Origin of the sequence: Methanosarcina sp. DH1 (genome assembly GCF_020804205.1) — an archaeon.
Lineage (GTDB): Archaea > Halobacteriota > Methanosarcinia > Methanosarcinales > Methanosarcinaceae > Methanosarcina > Methanosarcina vacuolata.
On sequence record NZ_WJBJ01000011.1, the window covers coordinates 71,636 to 87,862 of the forward strand.

At 43.1% G+C, this 16,227-nt stretch carries 13 protein-coding genes; 6 read left to right on the forward strand and 7 right to left on the reverse strand.

What is annotated here, in order from left to right; all coding sequences use genetic code 11:
- Positions 1-241: 241 nt before the first annotated feature.
- Both FXW07_RS06120 and FXW07_RS06125 read right to left on the reverse strand, forming a co-directional pair.
- Complete coding sequence (locus FXW07_RS06120) at positions 242-2,326, reverse strand: M13 family metallopeptidase (RefSeq protein WP_229394669.1); 2,085 nt, start codon at positions 2,324-2,326, stop codon at positions 242-244.
- A 690-nt stretch (positions 2,327-3,016) separates the two neighbouring features.
- Positions 3,017-3,997, reverse strand: a complete 981-nt coding sequence (locus FXW07_RS06125; RefSeq protein WP_346655631.1) for a bile acid:sodium symporter family protein — start codon at positions 3,995-3,997, stop codon at positions 3,017-3,019.
- A gap of 517 nt (positions 3,998-4,514) precedes the next feature.
- Here FXW07_RS06125 and FXW07_RS06130 point away from each other — a divergent pair.
- Both FXW07_RS06130 and FXW07_RS06135 read left to right on the forward strand, forming a co-directional pair.
- Complete coding sequence (locus tag FXW07_RS06130) at positions 4,515-5,225, forward strand: S4 domain-containing protein (RefSeq protein ID WP_229394670.1); 711 nt, start codon at positions 4,515-4,517, stop codon at positions 5,223-5,225.
- A 13-nt stretch (positions 5,226-5,238) separates the two neighbouring features.
- Positions 5,239-5,982 (forward strand): DUF2119 domain-containing protein, encoded by a 744-nt coding sequence (locus FXW07_RS06135; protein ID WP_346655632.1) that lies wholly within the window; start codon positions 5,239-5,241, stop codon positions 5,980-5,982.
- A 207-nt stretch (positions 5,983-6,189) separates the two neighbouring features.
- On the opposite strand, the gene thsA is transcribed toward FXW07_RS06135, so the two are convergent.
- The 4 genes from thsA to FXW07_RS06155 form a co-directional block, all read right to left on the reverse strand.
- On the reverse strand, positions 6,190-7,833 hold the full coding sequence (gene thsA, locus FXW07_RS06140; protein WP_229394671.1) for a thermosome subunit alpha: 1,644 nt from the start codon (positions 7,831-7,833) through the stop codon (positions 6,190-6,192).
- Between the two features lie 234 nt (positions 7,834-8,067).
- The gene (rpiA, locus tag FXW07_RS06145; protein ID WP_229394672.1) at positions 8,068-8,766 is read right to left on the reverse strand and encodes a ribose 5-phosphate isomerase A; all 699 of its coding nucleotides are present in this window, start codon (positions 8,764-8,766) and stop codon (positions 8,068-8,070) included.
- A 155-nt stretch (positions 8,767-8,921) separates the two neighbouring features.
- Entirely contained in the window at positions 8,922-10,256 is a 1,335-nt protein-coding gene (gene aspS / locus FXW07_RS06150; protein ID WP_229394673.1) for an aspartate--tRNA(Asn) ligase, read from the reverse strand.
- A 280-nt stretch (positions 10,257-10,536) separates the two neighbouring features.
- Positions 10,537-10,752, reverse strand: a complete 216-nt coding sequence (locus FXW07_RS06155) for a hypothetical protein (RefSeq protein WP_229394674.1) — start codon at positions 10,750-10,752, stop codon at positions 10,537-10,539.
- Between the two features lie 382 nt (positions 10,753-11,134).
- Here FXW07_RS06155 and FXW07_RS06160 point away from each other — a divergent pair, with 382 nt between their 5' ends.
- The 4 genes from FXW07_RS06160 to FXW07_RS06175 all read left to right on the forward strand — a co-directional run bounded on the left by FXW07_RS06160 (position 11,135) and on the right by FXW07_RS06175 (position 14,912).
- Complete coding sequence (locus tag FXW07_RS06160; protein WP_084626126.1) at positions 11,135-11,872, forward strand: metallophosphoesterase; 738 nt, start codon at positions 11,135-11,137, stop codon at positions 11,870-11,872.
- Between the two features lie 786 nt (positions 11,873-12,658).
- Positions 12,659-14,068 (forward strand): ammonium transporter, encoded by a 1,410-nt coding sequence (locus FXW07_RS06165; protein WP_229394675.1) that lies wholly within the window; start codon positions 12,659-12,661, stop codon positions 14,066-14,068.
- Positions 14,069-14,078: 10 nt separating this feature from the next.
- On the forward strand, positions 14,079-14,417 hold the full coding sequence (locus tag FXW07_RS06170) for a P-II family nitrogen regulator (protein ID WP_229394718.1): 339 nt from the start codon (positions 14,079-14,081) through the stop codon (positions 14,415-14,417).
- Positions 14,418-14,483: 66 nt separating this feature from the next.
- Entirely contained in the window at positions 14,484-14,912 is a 429-nt protein-coding gene (locus FXW07_RS06175; RefSeq protein ID WP_048120981.1) for a hypothetical protein, read from the forward strand.
- A gap of 362 nt (positions 14,913-15,274) precedes the next feature.
- On the opposite strand, the gene FXW07_RS06180 is transcribed toward FXW07_RS06175, so the two are convergent.
- Positions 15,275-16,036 carry a phosphoribosyltransferase gene (locus FXW07_RS06180; RefSeq protein ID WP_346655634.1) on the reverse strand — a complete coding sequence of 254 codons (762 nt, stop codon included), beginning with the start codon at positions 16,034-16,036 and terminating at the stop codon, positions 15,275-15,277.
- Positions 16,037-16,227 lie beyond the last annotated feature (191 nt).

Below are 16,227 nucleotides of genomic sequence, written 5' to 3' on the forward strand. Positions count from 1 at the left end.
AACTTCAAAATCCGTCTACGATGAACAAATTCCTCACAATCCTCACAAAATAATGGATTTATGTGGGAATCGTAGCACTATAACTTAACGGGGTGGCCTATCTTTTGCCGGGTTCCCACAGGTTCACTGCATAACTTCAAAGCAGAGTAGAGCTGCCAACAGGTACTATCGTTCAGGGTTCATGACTTTTCATAGGTGCTGTATTTCGTTTTCAGGAACGAAACGGCTTCCAGCGATAATTTTACCATATCACCGGCCTCTCACTTTCTGGTCTGTAGAGTTTATCCGAGTGCTTTACGTTCGGGAACGCCCTGTAAAACTCAGGCACGTTGAAAACCACTCCATTGACCCTGAACCTGGCTGGTGAATGGGTATCAGTCAGTGCTAACGTCCTCAGTGATTCGTTTGTGTCCGATTCTCTCCATAACTGGGTGAAGCTTAAAAAGAACCTCTGGTCTCCAGTGAATCCATCAATCATTTCCGGATCCTCCTTCAATGAGAGCTTATAAGCGTGATAGGCCACGGTCAATCCGCCAAAATCTGCGACGTTCTCAGGCAGGGTCAGGTCCCCATTGACGTACAGGTCAGGCAAAACCTCGAACCTGTTATATTCGTCCACCAGAACCTCCGTGCTGTTGTTGAAGTTATTGGCATCTTCTGGTGTCCACCAATCCGTCAAATTTCCACTTGCATCGAACTTTCTTCCCTGGCTGTCGAAATGGTGAGTCATCTCGTGTCCTATAATAGCACCTATGGCACCGTAATTAACAGCATCATCAGCGTCCTTATTGAAGAAAGGAGGCTGAAGAATGCCTGCCGGGAAGACTATAATTATTTTATTGTAGTCCGCATAGGCGTTAGTCTCCTGGGGATTCATCTCCCACAGCTTGCGATTTACAGGCTGGCCTATTCTATCCAGACCGCTGGGACCGTGATAGAACTTGAATTTAGAAGCCCTGAGGATATTCATGGCATATGAATCGTTTTTAACTTCAAGCTCCGAATAGTTCAGCCATTCATCCGGGTAGCCGACCTGCACATCCAGAACTTCAAGCTTTTTGAGAGCTTCTTTTTTGGTTTCAGGTTCCATCCATGCCAGGTTTTGAATTCTCTCTCCAAAGGCCGTTTTCAGGTTGAATACTATATCCTGCATCTTGGCCCTGGAACCTGGGTCAAAATATCTATCCACATAGATGCGGCCTACGGCCTCGCCCATAGCCTCATTTTCCGCTTCAATAACTCTCTTCCAGCGGGGCTTCATCTCCTGCTGGCCATTGAGTTTTCGTCCATAAAAATCAAAGTGCTCCTCCTCTACTTCGGGGCTCAGGTAAGGAGACGTCCCTAAAATCAGCTTCCAGCGCAGGAAAGTCTTCCAATCGGCTATGCTCTCGTCCTGAAGAGCGCTGCTTAGCTCTTTAAAAAAAGAAGGATTTCTGACGTTGACCTCGGTTACATCCGGATAACCCAGAGAGCTAAAAAGGCAGGACCAGTTAATGCCTGGTGCAAAGGCCTGAAGCTCCTCAAGGCTCATCTTGTTATACGTTTCGACCTCATCGTGGTCTTCCACATTGGTAAAGGATGCATTGGCCAGCCTGGTCTCCATCCTCATCACGGTCCTGGCATTATTTTCAGCAACCTCTGGACTATCGCCGAGGAAGGCAAACATCCTGGTAACATGAGTCAAATACTGGTCTCTGATTTTGATAGATTCATTGTCCTGTCTGAAATAGAAATCTCTATCTGGAAGGCCTAGCCCTCCCTGAGTAAGGGTAGCAATCATGATCTTGCTGTTCTTCTTGTCGGGTGCAGCATATATTGAAAAGAAAGGATCCAGGCCGTACTCCATCATTTGTGTTGAGACTGACTGAAGATCGGAATCACTGGAGATATTGTTTATCATCTTCAGCTCGCCTTTGATTGGGTCAAGATGCTGCTTTTCCAGAGTGGCATTATCCATTCCCATACTGTAGAACTTGCCAATCTTCTGCTCGAGGCTTCCATCAGGAGCTGAGGTATTACTGGCTGCACTCTCCAAAATTTCTTTGACACGGTCATAAGTCCTGTCTTCTACTATTGCAAACGCTCCGTATCGGGACTTATCCGGGGGTACTGGGTGGTTTTTGATCCAGTCTCCCTCAGCATATTCATAGAAGTCGTCTCCAGGTTTTACTGAGAGATTCATACTTTCGGGGTCGAAAGCTTTTTCCTTTTCTGAAGTGCTCATGTTACTCCTCAAGGTTTCGGAAGAACCAAAAGCCACAAGTGTTAAAGCGTTAACCAGTACAATGCCAAAAGCGAACAGACCTATTACTCTCTTCTTTTCCATGCCCCTTCAACTCCTATATTTAAACTTTATAGAAATCTTTAATCTTGCAGTATCGGATACATAAGTATAGGATACATATTGGAGTACAAAATCACACAGAATAGACGTTGTGATCAAGTTAACTACAAAATTCTGTTTAGATACTACTTTTTAACTGTAATCTTGCCATACCGCAAGCTGTCCACAAGTCCTATTGCTCCCGTTATAGAACATAATTATTCCCATAATTATTTTAAACTACTGATACTAAAAATAACCCTAGTCCTAAAGCTGGTGATTTTTAATTCTACGTCCAACTGGCTTGGAACTGAATGGGAAACAAAAGTCACTTATATCCAAAATTTTAAAACTTTTTCATATTTAGTGGCCTGGAAAACTGGAAGGCTGAAAAACGTAATTTCAGGATAAAACAGGAATATAAAATTGTTCAATATGATAAATTGGCAAAGAAAAAGAAAGGGAAAAAACGAACATGATATTCTTTGAATAACATGCACAAAGAAATGAAAGTACTTGAAAACACTTTCATACCAAATGAAAGAGAAAAAAGAAATTCAGAAGAAGAAAATAAACCATGAAAATAGATAAAAATGAGATAATTTAATGGATACAGGAAAAATCCTGGAAACTTATGTGAGATCACCGGCTTTTTCCTGCTTTCCAACATCTTTTTTGTGAGATCTCCAGATTTCACCCCAATTTCTTACTATGGATGCCCTTTTTGGAAGGCACCTTACTTTCATCAGGAACGGATACACTATGTTTTGACCAGTGTCCTGCAAGGAAAGCTCCGGACAGGTTGTGCCAGATACTAAATATCGCACCCGGAAGCGCGGCTGTTGCTGTGAAATGTTTTATCGCAAGAGCGACGCTCAAACCGGAATTCTGCATTCCTACCTCGATTGCAATAGTCCTTGCTTCGGTTTCGCTGAACCCCAGGGCCTTTGAAACCCCATAACCGCCTGCAAGGCCAAGCCCGTTATGCAGGATCACTGCAAGCAGTACCAGCGGACCGCTCTTTCCAAGGTTCGCACTGTTTGTCCCTATAATCACCGCGATGATAATTACTATGGCTGCGGCTGAGATTGCCGGAAAGACATCCTTCACCGCGTTTATCTTTTTTTCAAAGAAGTGGTTGATTGCAAGCCCGAGCACAACAGGTACGATTACCACATTTACAACGCTCACAAGCATACCCATGACATCGACTTCCACGGTCTGACCTATAAGAACCCAGGTAAGGAATGGCGTTGCCAGAAAAGCGAGAAGGGTAGAAACCGAAGTAAGCACTATTGAAAGAGCCACATCGGCTTTTGCCAGATAAGAGATCACATTCGAAGCCGTACCGCCCGGACAGCAGCCCAGCAGGATCACGCCCGCAGCCAGATCAGGTGGAAGCTTTAGAACCAGGCACACGATCCAGGCTGCAAGTGGCATAATTGTGTACTGCATCAAGGTGCCCAGGATGACTGCTGAAGGTCTCTTCAATACTGCAAGGAAGCTGTCCACCGAGAGGGTGATTCCCATCCCAAGCATAATAAGGCTTAGAAAAGGTACGATAAGTCCCTGATGGGGAGCAAAGTACTCAGGATAAACGTATGCAACGGCCGATAAGAGAACCGCCCAGAGGGGAAACAGAGACGTAAATTTTTGAAGTATTTTTTGATACACTATCTCACCAGATTTGCAGGATGGAGCCACATGCCTGAAGCATAAGCATTAGAGGTTAGTTAAGTAAGTTCAATAAAATAAACTCATACAAATAATTGTTATTATGTTATAAACAGCACATTATGCACACTTAATTTGTTAGAAATATCTTGTGTTGAAAAGTACCTTTTTTGAAAAGTACTTCGTTTTAAAAAGTACCTATTTTGAAAAAATACATTGTATTGAAATAAAGACCTGAATATAAGCCTCAATTACAAAATAAGTAAAAAATTATTGTTTAAAAATATATCTATTTCTTTACAATAGATACTGAAACTGTAAATAATTTCGAAGCTCTGTATGTGCCCTGCTCTTGAACCCTGCTCTTGAACATTGTATATAATCAAACACATAAATGACTTTTTCATTTTTAAAAATCAGGACAATTGCCAGGATTCCCCATAATCGAATATTCCAACACTCACCGATTTGCTATCTATACTATCTATATATACAGGCTCTGCCGATACAATGCCCCATGAGACTGGATGCATACCTTGTAGATATGGGCTATTTTAAATCAAGGGGACGAGCCAAGACGGCTATCCTTGCCGGAAATGTTAAGGTAAACGGCACGGCAGTAACAAAAGTCTCCAGAGACGTGTCTACTGATGATATAATCGACGTTACTGAGGGCCTTGACCAGCCTCAGGGCTATTTCAAACTCAAGCTTATTCAGGAGGAAAGCGGGATTCTTAAGCCTGGAGATAAAGTGCTTGACCTTGGCTCCAGCGCAGGCGGCTTTCTTCTTTTTGCTTCCGAAATTGTAGGCCATATAAAAGGCATAGAATTCAGCAAAGACTTCAGGAGCGAACTTGGAAAGATTGCATATGAAAAGGAAAATGTTGAGGTAATATTCGGGGATGTCTTCACCATATCTCTGAATTTGCTCTCAGAAGAGCCTGTAGATGTGATTCTTTCGGATATGACCCTGGAGCCTGAGGACTCAATCAAGGCTCTTTCGAGAGTGCTGCCTCTGCTGAAACCCGGAGGAAAACTGCTTCAGGTCATCAAAATTCCGAAAAAGAAGAACCCAAAACCGATCCTGAGTAAAATCGAGAACCTTGGACTTGAAATTCAGCAGGTAATTAATCCCAAAAAACAGGAAATTTATGTGGTCACAAGAAAACCCCTGCCGGAAGAGAAAGAGCCACTCACAGAAGATCAGCCCGAAAAAAATGAGTTTTGAGGTCTCAAAGCTGATGAATACTGACAGAATAGAGAATTCAGGTGGAATAGAGAATTCAGGCGGAATAGAGAATTCTAAAGGAAAGGAAATCTCCAACGGAATAGAGAATTCCGAGGATTCTTTTTTCGGCAAGCAAGAAATCATAGAAACGCGGCCAGATTCGTGTCCAGATTTCGGAATGAGAATATACGGTCGCGGAAAACCAGTTAGGCTCTTTGTTGCAGGCCTTCACGGAGATGAATGGAAAGATACAACTGGACTCCTGAAGAGAATCGAACCTCCGAAAACCGGTTCTCTGGCTCTGATCCCACTTGTAGACTGCGGAAAGTATATTTCAACCCTGAACCCGGATTACTATCCCGAAATAGGAAAAAAGATCATCAAGGCGATTGAAGAATTAAAACCCGAAATTTACATTGAGCTTCATTCCTATTCCGGCGAAAATATTGAAAAGCTGGCCGGAAAGAACAGGCTTGAACTTATAGGAGTGCCTGCTTACAGCATTCTAAAAGAAGGAGTGCTCCTCGGTTCGGTATCTCCCTGGATTAGAAGAAAGTATTTTCCTAAAGAGGCCCTCTGCCTTTCTTTTGAACTTCGAAAAGGAAGCATGGAATCAAGAAAATTTGCCGCCCACATGCTTGAAGTTCTTAAGGAAATTCAATCAAGGGACGAATTCATTGAATATATGAAAAAAGAGTATCCTGCTCAGGCAAAAAAGGCAATGGAAGATTATCTGCGGTTTTACGGAGAAATGTGATTTTTCAATATGACCTACTCTGTCGCAGCTAGCAATTCTAGCAGGCTCTAGAAAACGTATGACATTTTTACTTAAAGATGGGTACAAGAAAAGTTCACAAGATAAAATTGACTACACAAAATACTTAAAAAATAGACAAAAATAAAGGCGGGCACAGAAGTTTCTGTGCTTACCGTGCTTTAGTAGCTGTTAATAAAGTTCTGTTTTTTACCTGCGCATGTTAAGTGCAGGAGCTGCCATTCCGTCATAAGTGCTTGCCATATGCTCGGGTTTTACGTCCTGCATGTCGGAGCTCTGGGCTCGAAGCATATCGTCCACACGGAGCACCATCACTGCGGCTTCGGAACCTGCTTTGACAGAGTTGACCTTAACCCTGAGAGGGTCAACAATGCCTTTTTCAAGCATATCTTCGGCAGCACCGGTATTGATGTTCAGGCCTGCGTTTTTGTTTTCTGCGTGCTTTGCCCTGAGGTTCACTATTGTGTTGATAGTGTCCAGGCCTGCATTTCTGGCAATTGTCCTCGGGATTTCTTCAATGGCATCTGCAAAAGTCCTGATTGCCATCTGTTCACGTCCGCCTACGCTGGCGGCATATGCACGAAGCCCAAGTGCGACTTCGATCTCTGAAGCCCCACCGCCTGCAACTATCCTTCCGTCTTCGATGGCACATTTTACTACCCTGAGGGCATCGTCAATTGCGCGTTCAAGGTTGTCAACAATGTGTTCAGTACCGCCCCTGATGACAATTGATACGGATTTTGCACCCTTGCAGTCTCTGAGGTAGGTCTTACCCTGGTCGCCGTCCCGGTCCTGTTCAAGGAGACCGGCATGTCCGAGTTCTTTCTTTGTCAGTTCTTTGATATTGCGGATAGGCCTGCCGCCTGTGGCATCTACAAGGTGCTGCATGTCATCGTTCTTAACCCTGCGGGTTGCATAAATTCCCCGGTTTTGCAGGTAGGCTGCGATTTTGTCATCCATGCCTTTTGAACAGAAAACCGCATTTGCCCCTGCCCTGATGACATAGTCTGCCATCTCGAATAGGGCTGCCTCTTCCTGCTTTACAAAACCCTCAATATCGCCATATGCATTTATCTGAAGTTTTGCTTTGTTTGTGGTCTTGGCAATCTCCATGGAGGTATCGATCAGAGCGATTGCAGGATTCACAATTTTGAGAGGGAATTCCTTGTCCAGGGCAACCTTGTCTATTACAATGCCTTCAACAAACTCGGTATCTTCGATCTTGCCGCCGACATCTTTTGAAAGAATAATGTCTTTAAGGTCAACGACTCCCCTTTCACGAATCGCGAGTGCGGCATCCACGCAGAGTTCAGCAATTAAACGGCCGTACTTTTCAGAAGCTTTGCCCGTAATAGAGGTTCTGGCAACTTCTAAAAGCTTCTCCTTTTCGTTCTCGGCAGTTGAGATTGCCAGGTTCTCTAAAATCTCAACAGCCTTCTCGGCTGCAAGCCTGTATCCCTTGACAACAACTGTCGGGTGGACTCCACTCTCAATAAGGTTTTCTGCCTTTTCCAGCAGACTACCTGTAAATACGACAGCACTTGTAGTCCCGTCCCCAGCCGAGCTTTCAAGTGACTCTGCAACTTCAGCCACCATCTTGGCTGCCGGGTGCTCAATGGACATATCATGTAAAATGGTTGCACCGTCATTTGTGATTGTAATATCCCCGATAGGGTTGACAAGCATCTTGTCCATTCCTCTCGGTCCGAGTGTGCTCTTGACTATACTGGCCACTGCCTTTGCAGCCGCAATATTCATGCTGAGCGCTTCTTTTCCCTTTGTCTGCTCTTTCCTAGGATCTACTATTATGATTGGCTGGCCACCTTTTTCCATCTGAACCAAAACCTCCTTAAAATGAAGTATATGTATCGAAGCTTTTTTACTTGATAATTTGAAGTTGTCCTGGCTATAGTCGCTTTTAGCCCCAGATCAGCCTGAAAATATGATTTCATCAGTTGCCTGTATGAAGCAGTATTTGATCAGAAAATAACTGATAATACTTCTATAAAAACATACCGGGTATATTCCGATTCAAGAAGGTGAAACGTTTATGTTTCCTGATTACTTTCACTTTCTGACTATTTCCACTGATCCATCTTTTTTCCCGATATAGAGTTCATCCACATTGGAAAAAATTCCATGCTCAACAACTCCCGGAATTGAAGATAGTCGAAGGGCCAGACCTTCAGGATCGTTTATTACGCCGAAATTTACATCAAGTACAAAGTTTCCATTGTCGGTTATCACAGGTCCGTCTTTTCTCAGAGCTAACCTCAGCTCAGGTTTTCCTCCCAGCTCCTTTATTTTTTTAATCACAAGGGTTTTTGCAAAGGGAAGGACTTCAACCGGCACAGGCTTATCAAGCTGGGTGCTCGTTTTTGATTCGTCAGCTACGACCAGAAAACGCTTTGCAGATGTCGATACTATTTTTTCCCGAGTATGGGCCGCTCCCCCGCCTTTGATCGCGTACAGCTTTGAATCGATCTGGTCCGCCCCATCAATGGCGATGTCCAGTTCCGGATGCTGGGCAAGGGTGGCCAGAGGGATGCCGGCTTCTATGGCAAGCGTTTCAGACTGGTATGAGGTAACAACGCCCAGGATTTCGAGCCCCTCTTCCCTGACCCGCCTGCCGAGTTCTTTTATTGTATATGCAACTGTTGAGCCCGTTCCAAGCCCCACAACCATTCCCGATTCTACCATCCGAGATGCAGCGATCCCAGCTGCACGTTTTTCCGGGGAATCGGTAGATATATTTCTTTCTGTCATACTATGTTCCCTTCCGGTTCGAATCCTGAAAAAATTATGAAATTCCTAAACTGGAGATTAAACTGGAAATTTTTAAACTGGAAGTGTCCAAACTGGAAATTTTTAAACTGGAAGTGTTTAAGCTGGAAACGTTTAAACTCCAAAAAGAAGGGATTTCAGGGAGAAAGTCTTCTCCTGTCCCTGGGGAAGAGTACGGTGTCCCTGATGTTCTCGGTTCCGAGCATGGTCATGATGAAACGTTCGCAGCCCATACCCCAGCCTGCATGTGGAGGCATTCCGTATTCGAAAGCTTTAAGGTAGAACTCAAAGCCCTCGGGGTTAAGGCCCTGTGATTCTATCCGGCTCTTAAGTAAATCCGGAATATGTATACGCTGAGCTCCTGAAGAGAGTTCCATTGTACGGTGCATCATGTCAAATGACTTGCTGAACTCAGGCCTGTCCTCATAAGGCATGGCATAGAAAGGCTTAATCTCAGTAGGCCAGTCAATAATGAAATAGTGAGATTCTCCTGTGGTCTCGTAGACGTAATTGCCCACAATATGCTCTCCGAATGTGCCGAGGTCATCTCCCCAGTGCATTTTTTCTTCCGAGCGGGCGTTTATGATCTCGATTACTTCGTCATAGGTAAGCTTAAGGAATGGAGTTTTCGGAACTTTGAGCTCAACCTCAAGTGTTTCAAGGGAAGACTTGCACTTCTCAATGACCTGGGCATATACGTAAGCCACAAGGTTTTCAAGGATTTCCATTACATCGAAGTGGTCTGCAAAGCTGACCTCGACATCAATAGAAGTAGCTTCGTTCAGGTGCCTGCGGGTATCGTGCTCTTCAGCCCTGAAAATGGGGCCAATCTCAAAGACCCTGTCAAAACCACCGCTCATAAGGATTTGTTTGAAAAGCTGAGGACTCTGGTTCAAAAAAGCTTCTCTATCAAAGTAAGTAATCGGGAAAAGTGCAGTACCTCCCTCGGTTGCAGTTGCTACGACCTTGGGGGTTGCAGTTTCGATAAATCCGTTTTCTACAAAGTATTCCCTGATAGCCTGGAGAGCCTGGTGCCTGATCTTAAAAACCGCAGTAGTTTCGGCCCGCCTGAGGTCAATGAACCGCGAGTCCAGCCTGGTATCCAGTTCAGCTGCCACCTTGCCAGTAGTATCCATTGGCAATGGAGAATTTGCAGCATTCAGGACAGTGATCTCCTCAGGAAGTAGCTCGTATCCGTTCGGAGCTTTCTCTTCGAATTTAACAGAGCCGGTTACTGAAATTACTGACTCGCGTACAAGCCTTCTTGCAGCATCAAACAGCTCTTTATCGATCTTTTTCTTTACGAGAGTAACCTGAGCTTTTCCTTCCCGGTCTCGAAGCACTACAAAACAGATCCCTCCGAGGTCTCTTACCTCATGGACCCAGCCTGCCAAAGTAATTTTCTGACCGTTGTCAACTTTTTCGGGTTTAACATCGGCTGTATAATGTGTTCTAAGTTTTGCTAATGACATAAATTCACCTTAATTGTGGGGTAAATTAAATGAAAAATGTAATGATGAAGCTGAAACGTAGGTGAATAGTCATAACTCATTATTAATTTATTTGTTGCCCGAGTCCCGTCACCCGAGTTCCGTCACCCGAGTCCCGTCTCGGGAGGACGGGGCCCTTTTCGCTCACTTCGTTCGCTCAAGAGGGCTGAAGTATGGGCTAGTGAAACTAAAATGAACCAATAAGGCTACTTAAAGGGCAAGAAAAGTTACATTTTTAACTTGCTCAGGAAGGCTGATTTGCCTAATATAACCGAACCGCTAACAGGCTTAGCGCAAACCCTTTGTGAAAAGGCTTGACTGCAACCCTTTTGAAAAAAGGCTTGACCGAAAACCCCAGGAACCGTTTGAGTCTGATAACCTTATCCCCAAACCCTATCGGCGTGATAAACCGGCGCAACGGTTTGTGATCAACAGGCGCAACGGTTTGTGATAAACAGGCGCAACGGTTTCGGGTCAATACTTTTGGAGGCCGTCTAATTTGAAAAGTTCTGGTCCTGCTGACTGGGCCGTTTTGGTGTTTTTTGACAAATTGATGGGGGCCGAAGTCTGCCGCGCGGCCGGACTGGTAGAAAATGGGATGAAATGAGCTGGGGGCATATCGGAGAATTTAGGTTTGTAATTTTTATAGACATTGTCCATGAATAATAATTAGGTACATATTTATAGTACATAAATGGGGTTTTGAGATGTAAACTGTCTTTTTTAATGAATTATAATTAGATACTTGTAAATATGTAGATTTTGAGAGATAGCTATATATAATGGTACGGAATTTCTGTGCTCTGAATATAAGAGATTCAATATATTACAAAATTAAGAATATAAGAGGAAGAAAAATTATACAGATTGTACATCTTTCAGATATCCATTATTCAGATGCGTACTTTGTTCCGGAGATTGCAGAGTCTATGGTTGATGGTATAAACCGGCTGGAACCGAACCTTGTCGTGATTACAGGTGACCTGACCGAGAATGGGTTTTCAGCAGAATATGATGGAGTAAAGCGGTTTATTGACAGGATTGAATGTAAAAATAAAATTCTTGTCCCGGGAAACCATGATTCGAAAAATGCAGGATATGTGCACTTTGAAGACCTCTTCACAGACCGGTATTTTTCACGGAATTTTGAGAATGTTACGGTTGTCGGGGCCGATTCTTCACAACCCGATCTTGATGAAGGTCATCTGGGCAGGGAAAACTATGGCTGGATCAAAGAAGCTTTTTCAGGGGAAAATTTCAAGGTTTTTGCCATGCACCATCACCTTGTACCTATACCTCTGGCAGGCAGGGAAAATACTGTCCTTGTGGATGCAGGCGATGTACTCGAACTTCTTAACCGCTGCAAGGTAAATCTTGTCCTCTGCGGGCACTGCCACATTCCCTGGGTCTGGAACCTCAATAACATGCTTGTGGTAAATGCAGGCACCTTCTGTTCTTCCAAAACAAGGGGAAGGACAAAGCAGTGCTATAACCTCATCCAGGCCGACAAAGAGAATCCCGATGGAGACTGGAAAGTCCGGGTATCCAGAGTCTTTTCAAAAGGAGATAGGGAACTGGTCACTGAAACAGTAATGTAAAGGACCTTACACATTTTAAAATTCCTGCCTCTTTTCCTTTTTTCCTTTTCGGATTCCTTTTTCTTTTCTCCTTTTTAATTACTCTGAGAGACAAAGAGTTAGAAAAACCGTCCAGCATGTTGGGAATAAAACGAAGTCTCACGCGTTTTTTTATCTCTTTCGTGCATTTACTCTTTTTAAATATTCCACTAGCACTTGAGGAAATATTCAATAAATCGCTAAAAAATGTATCCAAACTGGAATTTCAGTCTTCATATTAAGGGAATCTGGCAAAAGGATATTTGACTATTTTTAAGAAATCGAACAGGAGTTCCGGCAGCATGTTCAATCTTTAAGGCTTGCGCAGGCGCATGCAATTTGAGTTTGTATGTTTCAGCTTTTTGTAGATGATTCGGAACGTTTTTTCGGCTCTTCGCTGGTTTGTATGGATTGAAAAAAATTGTTTAGTTAGAAAGCATTAAGATCAAATCTGAAAAAATAGAGCTTGAATGTGATTATCAACAATAATTGTTTTCATATCTGAGATATGCCACTTTAACATTTAGAAACTAAATGCAAGTTGCCCATTCGAACTAGCGAAGAGCCGTTTTTCTACAAAACTAAGAGTTAGTTTCCATAACAAATTACGTCTTTTACTTATTTCTGGATATGCGTGGCAGATAACTTATTCATTAATTTTTCTATATACATTGTAATACTTATTGCAAGCAATAGAAAAGTATATATAGAATAGAGTAGTCAACCGGTTACTGGTTTCCGGTGAAGAAAAAGAGGCAAAAGAAAAAGATGGTGAAAAAGATGGAAAGAATAAAAAAATTATCAATAGTTACGTTTGTTCTACTTATAGCACTGGTTTCACCAGCCTTTGCAGTAACGTCTGACGAAAATGCAGCCTCGATTGAGGAAATAAAGACCACACTAACGTTTATGTGGTTGTTACTGGCAAGTGGACTGGTATTCTTTATGCATGCAGGTTTCTCGCTCGTGGAAACGGGGCTTACGAGAAGTAAAAATACCGCCAACATCCTTATGAAAAACTTCATGACTGTTGTCCTGGGTATTCTCGTCTACTGGGCTGTTGGCTGGGGCATAATGTATGGAGCTGATGCCGCAGGTTTAATAGGAACCAATCAGTTCTTCCTGGCAGGCGCGGACAATGCAACCTGGAACTCGTGGTTCTTCCAGATGGTTTTCGCGGCTACCGGTGCTACTATAGTTTCAGGAGCAATGGCTGAGAGAACCAATTTTAAGGCTTATCTTGTCTACTGCGTCATGATGGTAGCCTTAATTTATCCTGTATACGGCCACTGGATCTGGAGCGGAGCGGATATGGCTCTCTTAAGTGGTGCCGATAGCCCACTAGTAAAAGCAATAGGAGTGGCGAGTCATGACTTTGCCGGTTCTGGAGTTGTACACTCAATAGGAGGATATTCTGCCCTTGCTGGTGTGATTCTTGTGGGTGCAAGGATAGGGAGATTCAAAAACGGAAAACCCGTACCTATTCCAGGTCACAACCTGACTATCACCTTCCTAGGAACTCTTATCCTGGCTCTCGGGTGGCTGGGATTCAACGGAGGCAGTACCCTCAATGCAAATGATCCTTATATGAACCTGGTAGTCGTCAACACCTTCCTTGCAGCCGCTGCAGGAGCTCTTACGGTCATGATCATTACCTGGATAAAGACCGGAAAGCCGGACCCCTCCCTCACTGCAAACGGGCTTCTTGGTGGGCTTGTAGCAGTTACCGCCCCCTGTGGCTCGATATCAAACTGGGCAGCCCTGGTTATTGGTCTTGTTGCCGGGATAATAATTTATGTAGGTGTCATGTTTAATGAAAACAAACTGAAACTGGATGATCCTGTAGGTGCAATTGCAGTGCATGGATATTGTGGAAGCTGGGGACTTATCTCTGTAGGGCTCTTTTCTATAGGGATAGGAAACGGAATTCTTGCAGATGCCACATATGCTGCTGGAGCACCTGGACTCTTCTACGGTGGAGGAATCAGCTTGCTACTCATCCAGCTTATATCCGTACTGGTAACCATGGTCTGGGGATTTGGGATCTCGTATATAATCTTCAAAATCCTCGATGCCGTAATAGGGCTTAGAGTGTCAGAAGAAGAAGAAATCATGGGCCTTGATATCAGTGAACACGGAATCAGAGCGTATCCCGAATACCTGATGAGGGAGGACTAACATGACTAAAATGTGTAAAATCGAAGCAATAATAAAGCCCATGAAACTGCATGAGGTAAAAGATGCCCTTGAAGAAGCCGGGTATCCTAGCCTGACAGTAACTGATGTCAAAGGACGTGGACAGCAGAAAGGAATCGTACAGCAGTGGAGAGGTAAGAAATATTGTGTGGATCTTCTCCCCAAAACCAAAATAGAGATCGCAGCACCTGAAGAAAAAATTGAAGATATTGTGAAAATTATTCAGAGTTCAGCGTATACTGGAGAAATTGGAGACGGGAAGATATTTGTTACCCCTATAGAAACCGTAGTCAGAATAAGAACTGGAGAAAGAGACGGAGATGCTCTTTAAACTGCATCTCCTTTTTCTTTATTTACAGTTATTTATTAACAACTTTAGTAATCAGGTAGAAGAACCATGAACGAGTTAAAATATGAAACTCCAACATTTGAAGTCCCCCATAGATATGGGATGCCTGTAATCAATTTATACTTTTACGTAGGGTTGATTTCTGCCATCCTGTTAAGAAGTATAATTATAGCTGATCATTACAGCGCATTCTGGGGAAAAGCAATCTGGTATATTGGAGTAGTGGGTTACCTCTGGTTCTTCACACACAGATACCATATTGCAAAAAGAAGGTTTGTCGTTGTCAAAAACCTGGACCTGCTAGAAAAAGTCCGGAATCGGCAGAAACTTTCGGATAAAGACCTGGAAGGACTGGAATATCTGCTGTGCAGCCTTTCGGTATCAAAAGAACGTGCAAATTACCTTATCATTTCAGTGCTTTCAATTGTTGCAATAGTGGTGTCCCTGAGCCTTGATCTGGGAATTTTGAAGCTCTAAATGAGGTATGTTTATCATATCCTCATAAATACAAATTTCATACTGTTTATTATAACATCGAAGCCGAATCCCCGCGTTTTCAAACGTGGGATGAATGCGCATCTGTCTTGCATCGGTTGAAATTCCGTAGATGCCCGTAAATTAATTGGCGGGAGCTGTCTCTTCTACAGGTCCGTTAATTCGATTGATATGTTAATTCGATTGATATGTTAAGTCGATTGATATGTTAAGTCGATTGATATGTTAATTCGATTAATATGTTAATTCAATTGATACATTAATTCGATTGATACATTAATTCGATTGATACGTTAATTTGACAGATCTGATTTTTTTTGATTAGAACTTTTTTCCTGAAGTGTCTATTGCTTGAGGCTCCATAACTTTCTGTTATCCAGTTCTGTGCTTTCAAGCTCACCCCTTTCAGCAAGATCCTCAAGAATTTCTAAAAGTTCAGTTTCCTTAAGGTCCAGCTCATACCTGTGCTTAAACTCAGCTATAATTTGAGAGAGATCGAGAGTCCAGTTCTGAATAATTTTTTCTGCAAACCCCGCCAGGTCCTCATACCTGGCCCAGGGGTAAATGATCCAGCGCCACTTGATAATCTTCTGGGCATAAAAATCAGGCGTGAAATTAGAGGAGATTTTATGCTGGAGCACTGCAGTCCTGACAGACGCCGGATTCAGGTTTAAAACGTAATCTACTGCAAGATTAAGCGTCTCGCCCGTATCGGTTACGTCGTCGAGAATCAAGATTTTTTTTCCTGTTATCTCCACAGGAATAGGGAATTTTATCCTTGCTTCTTCCCGCATGTCCGCAGCTCTTGAGTAATGTTCAATCTTCATTGAGGTAAGGTCATTGAAGAGTAAAAAATCGGAAACCAACCTTCCAGGCACATAACCTCCTCTCCCTATGGCAACAATCAGATCAGGCATGTAGCCAGAAGCTTTGATTTTTCGGGCAAGAATTCTGGAAAGCCGTAAGACTTCATTAAAGCTTATAAGCTCACACCTGAATGAGTCCTTTTCTGCCCGGCACCGGGATTGTTGAGACTGAATTTTTCTTTCCTGCGTCAGATAAATCGCCTTCTTAATGCATGTTTTAATACTGCGGGTAATGCGAATTGGCGGATACCTAATAAGGAGAAATAACATCCTTTTCTAGCCAGTTTAATAATTTTATCTAATGAGCTTATCAATTTAATGACTTATTAACTCGTCTGAAAGCTCACCATTACCTGAAAATATTTGAATAAAGGAAAACATAAATCAAGATTATCTGGAAAATAAGTAGAAAAATAAAGCGGAGTATTAAT

Bases quoted from the DNA above. Each gene is read 5' to 3' on its own strand.
- FXW07_RS06120 (WP_229394669.1), bottom strand. From the start codon at position 2,326: ATGGAAAAGAAGAGAGTAATAGGTCTGTTCGCTTTTGGCATTGTACTG.
- FXW07_RS06130 (WP_229394670.1), top strand. From the start codon at position 4,515: ATGAGACTGGATGCATACCTTGTAGATATGGGCTATTTTAAATCAAGG.
- FXW07_RS06135 (WP_346655632.1), top strand. From the start codon at position 5,239: ATGAATACTGACAGAATAGAGAATTCAGGTGGAATAGAGAATTCAGGC.
- thsA (WP_229394671.1), bottom strand. From the start codon at position 7,833: ATGGAAAAAGGTGGCCAGCCAATCATAATAGTAGATCCTAGGAAAGAG.
- rpiA (WP_229394672.1), bottom strand. From the start codon at position 8,766: ATGACAGAAAGAAATATATCTACCGATTCCCCGGAAAAACGTGCAGCT.
- aspS (WP_229394673.1), bottom strand. From the start codon at position 10,256: ATGTCATTAGCAAAACTTAGAACACATTATACAGCCGATGTTAAACCC.
- FXW07_RS06165 (WP_229394675.1), top strand. From the start codon at position 12,659: ATGGTGAAAAAGATGGAAAGAATAAAAAAATTATCAATAGTTACGTTT.
- FXW07_RS06170 (WP_229394718.1), top strand. From the start codon at position 14,079: ATGTGTAAAATCGAAGCAATAATAAAGCCCATGAAACTGCATGAGGTA.
- FXW07_RS06175 (WP_048120981.1), top strand. From the start codon at position 14,484: ATGAACGAGTTAAAATATGAAACTCCAACATTTGAAGTCCCCCATAGA.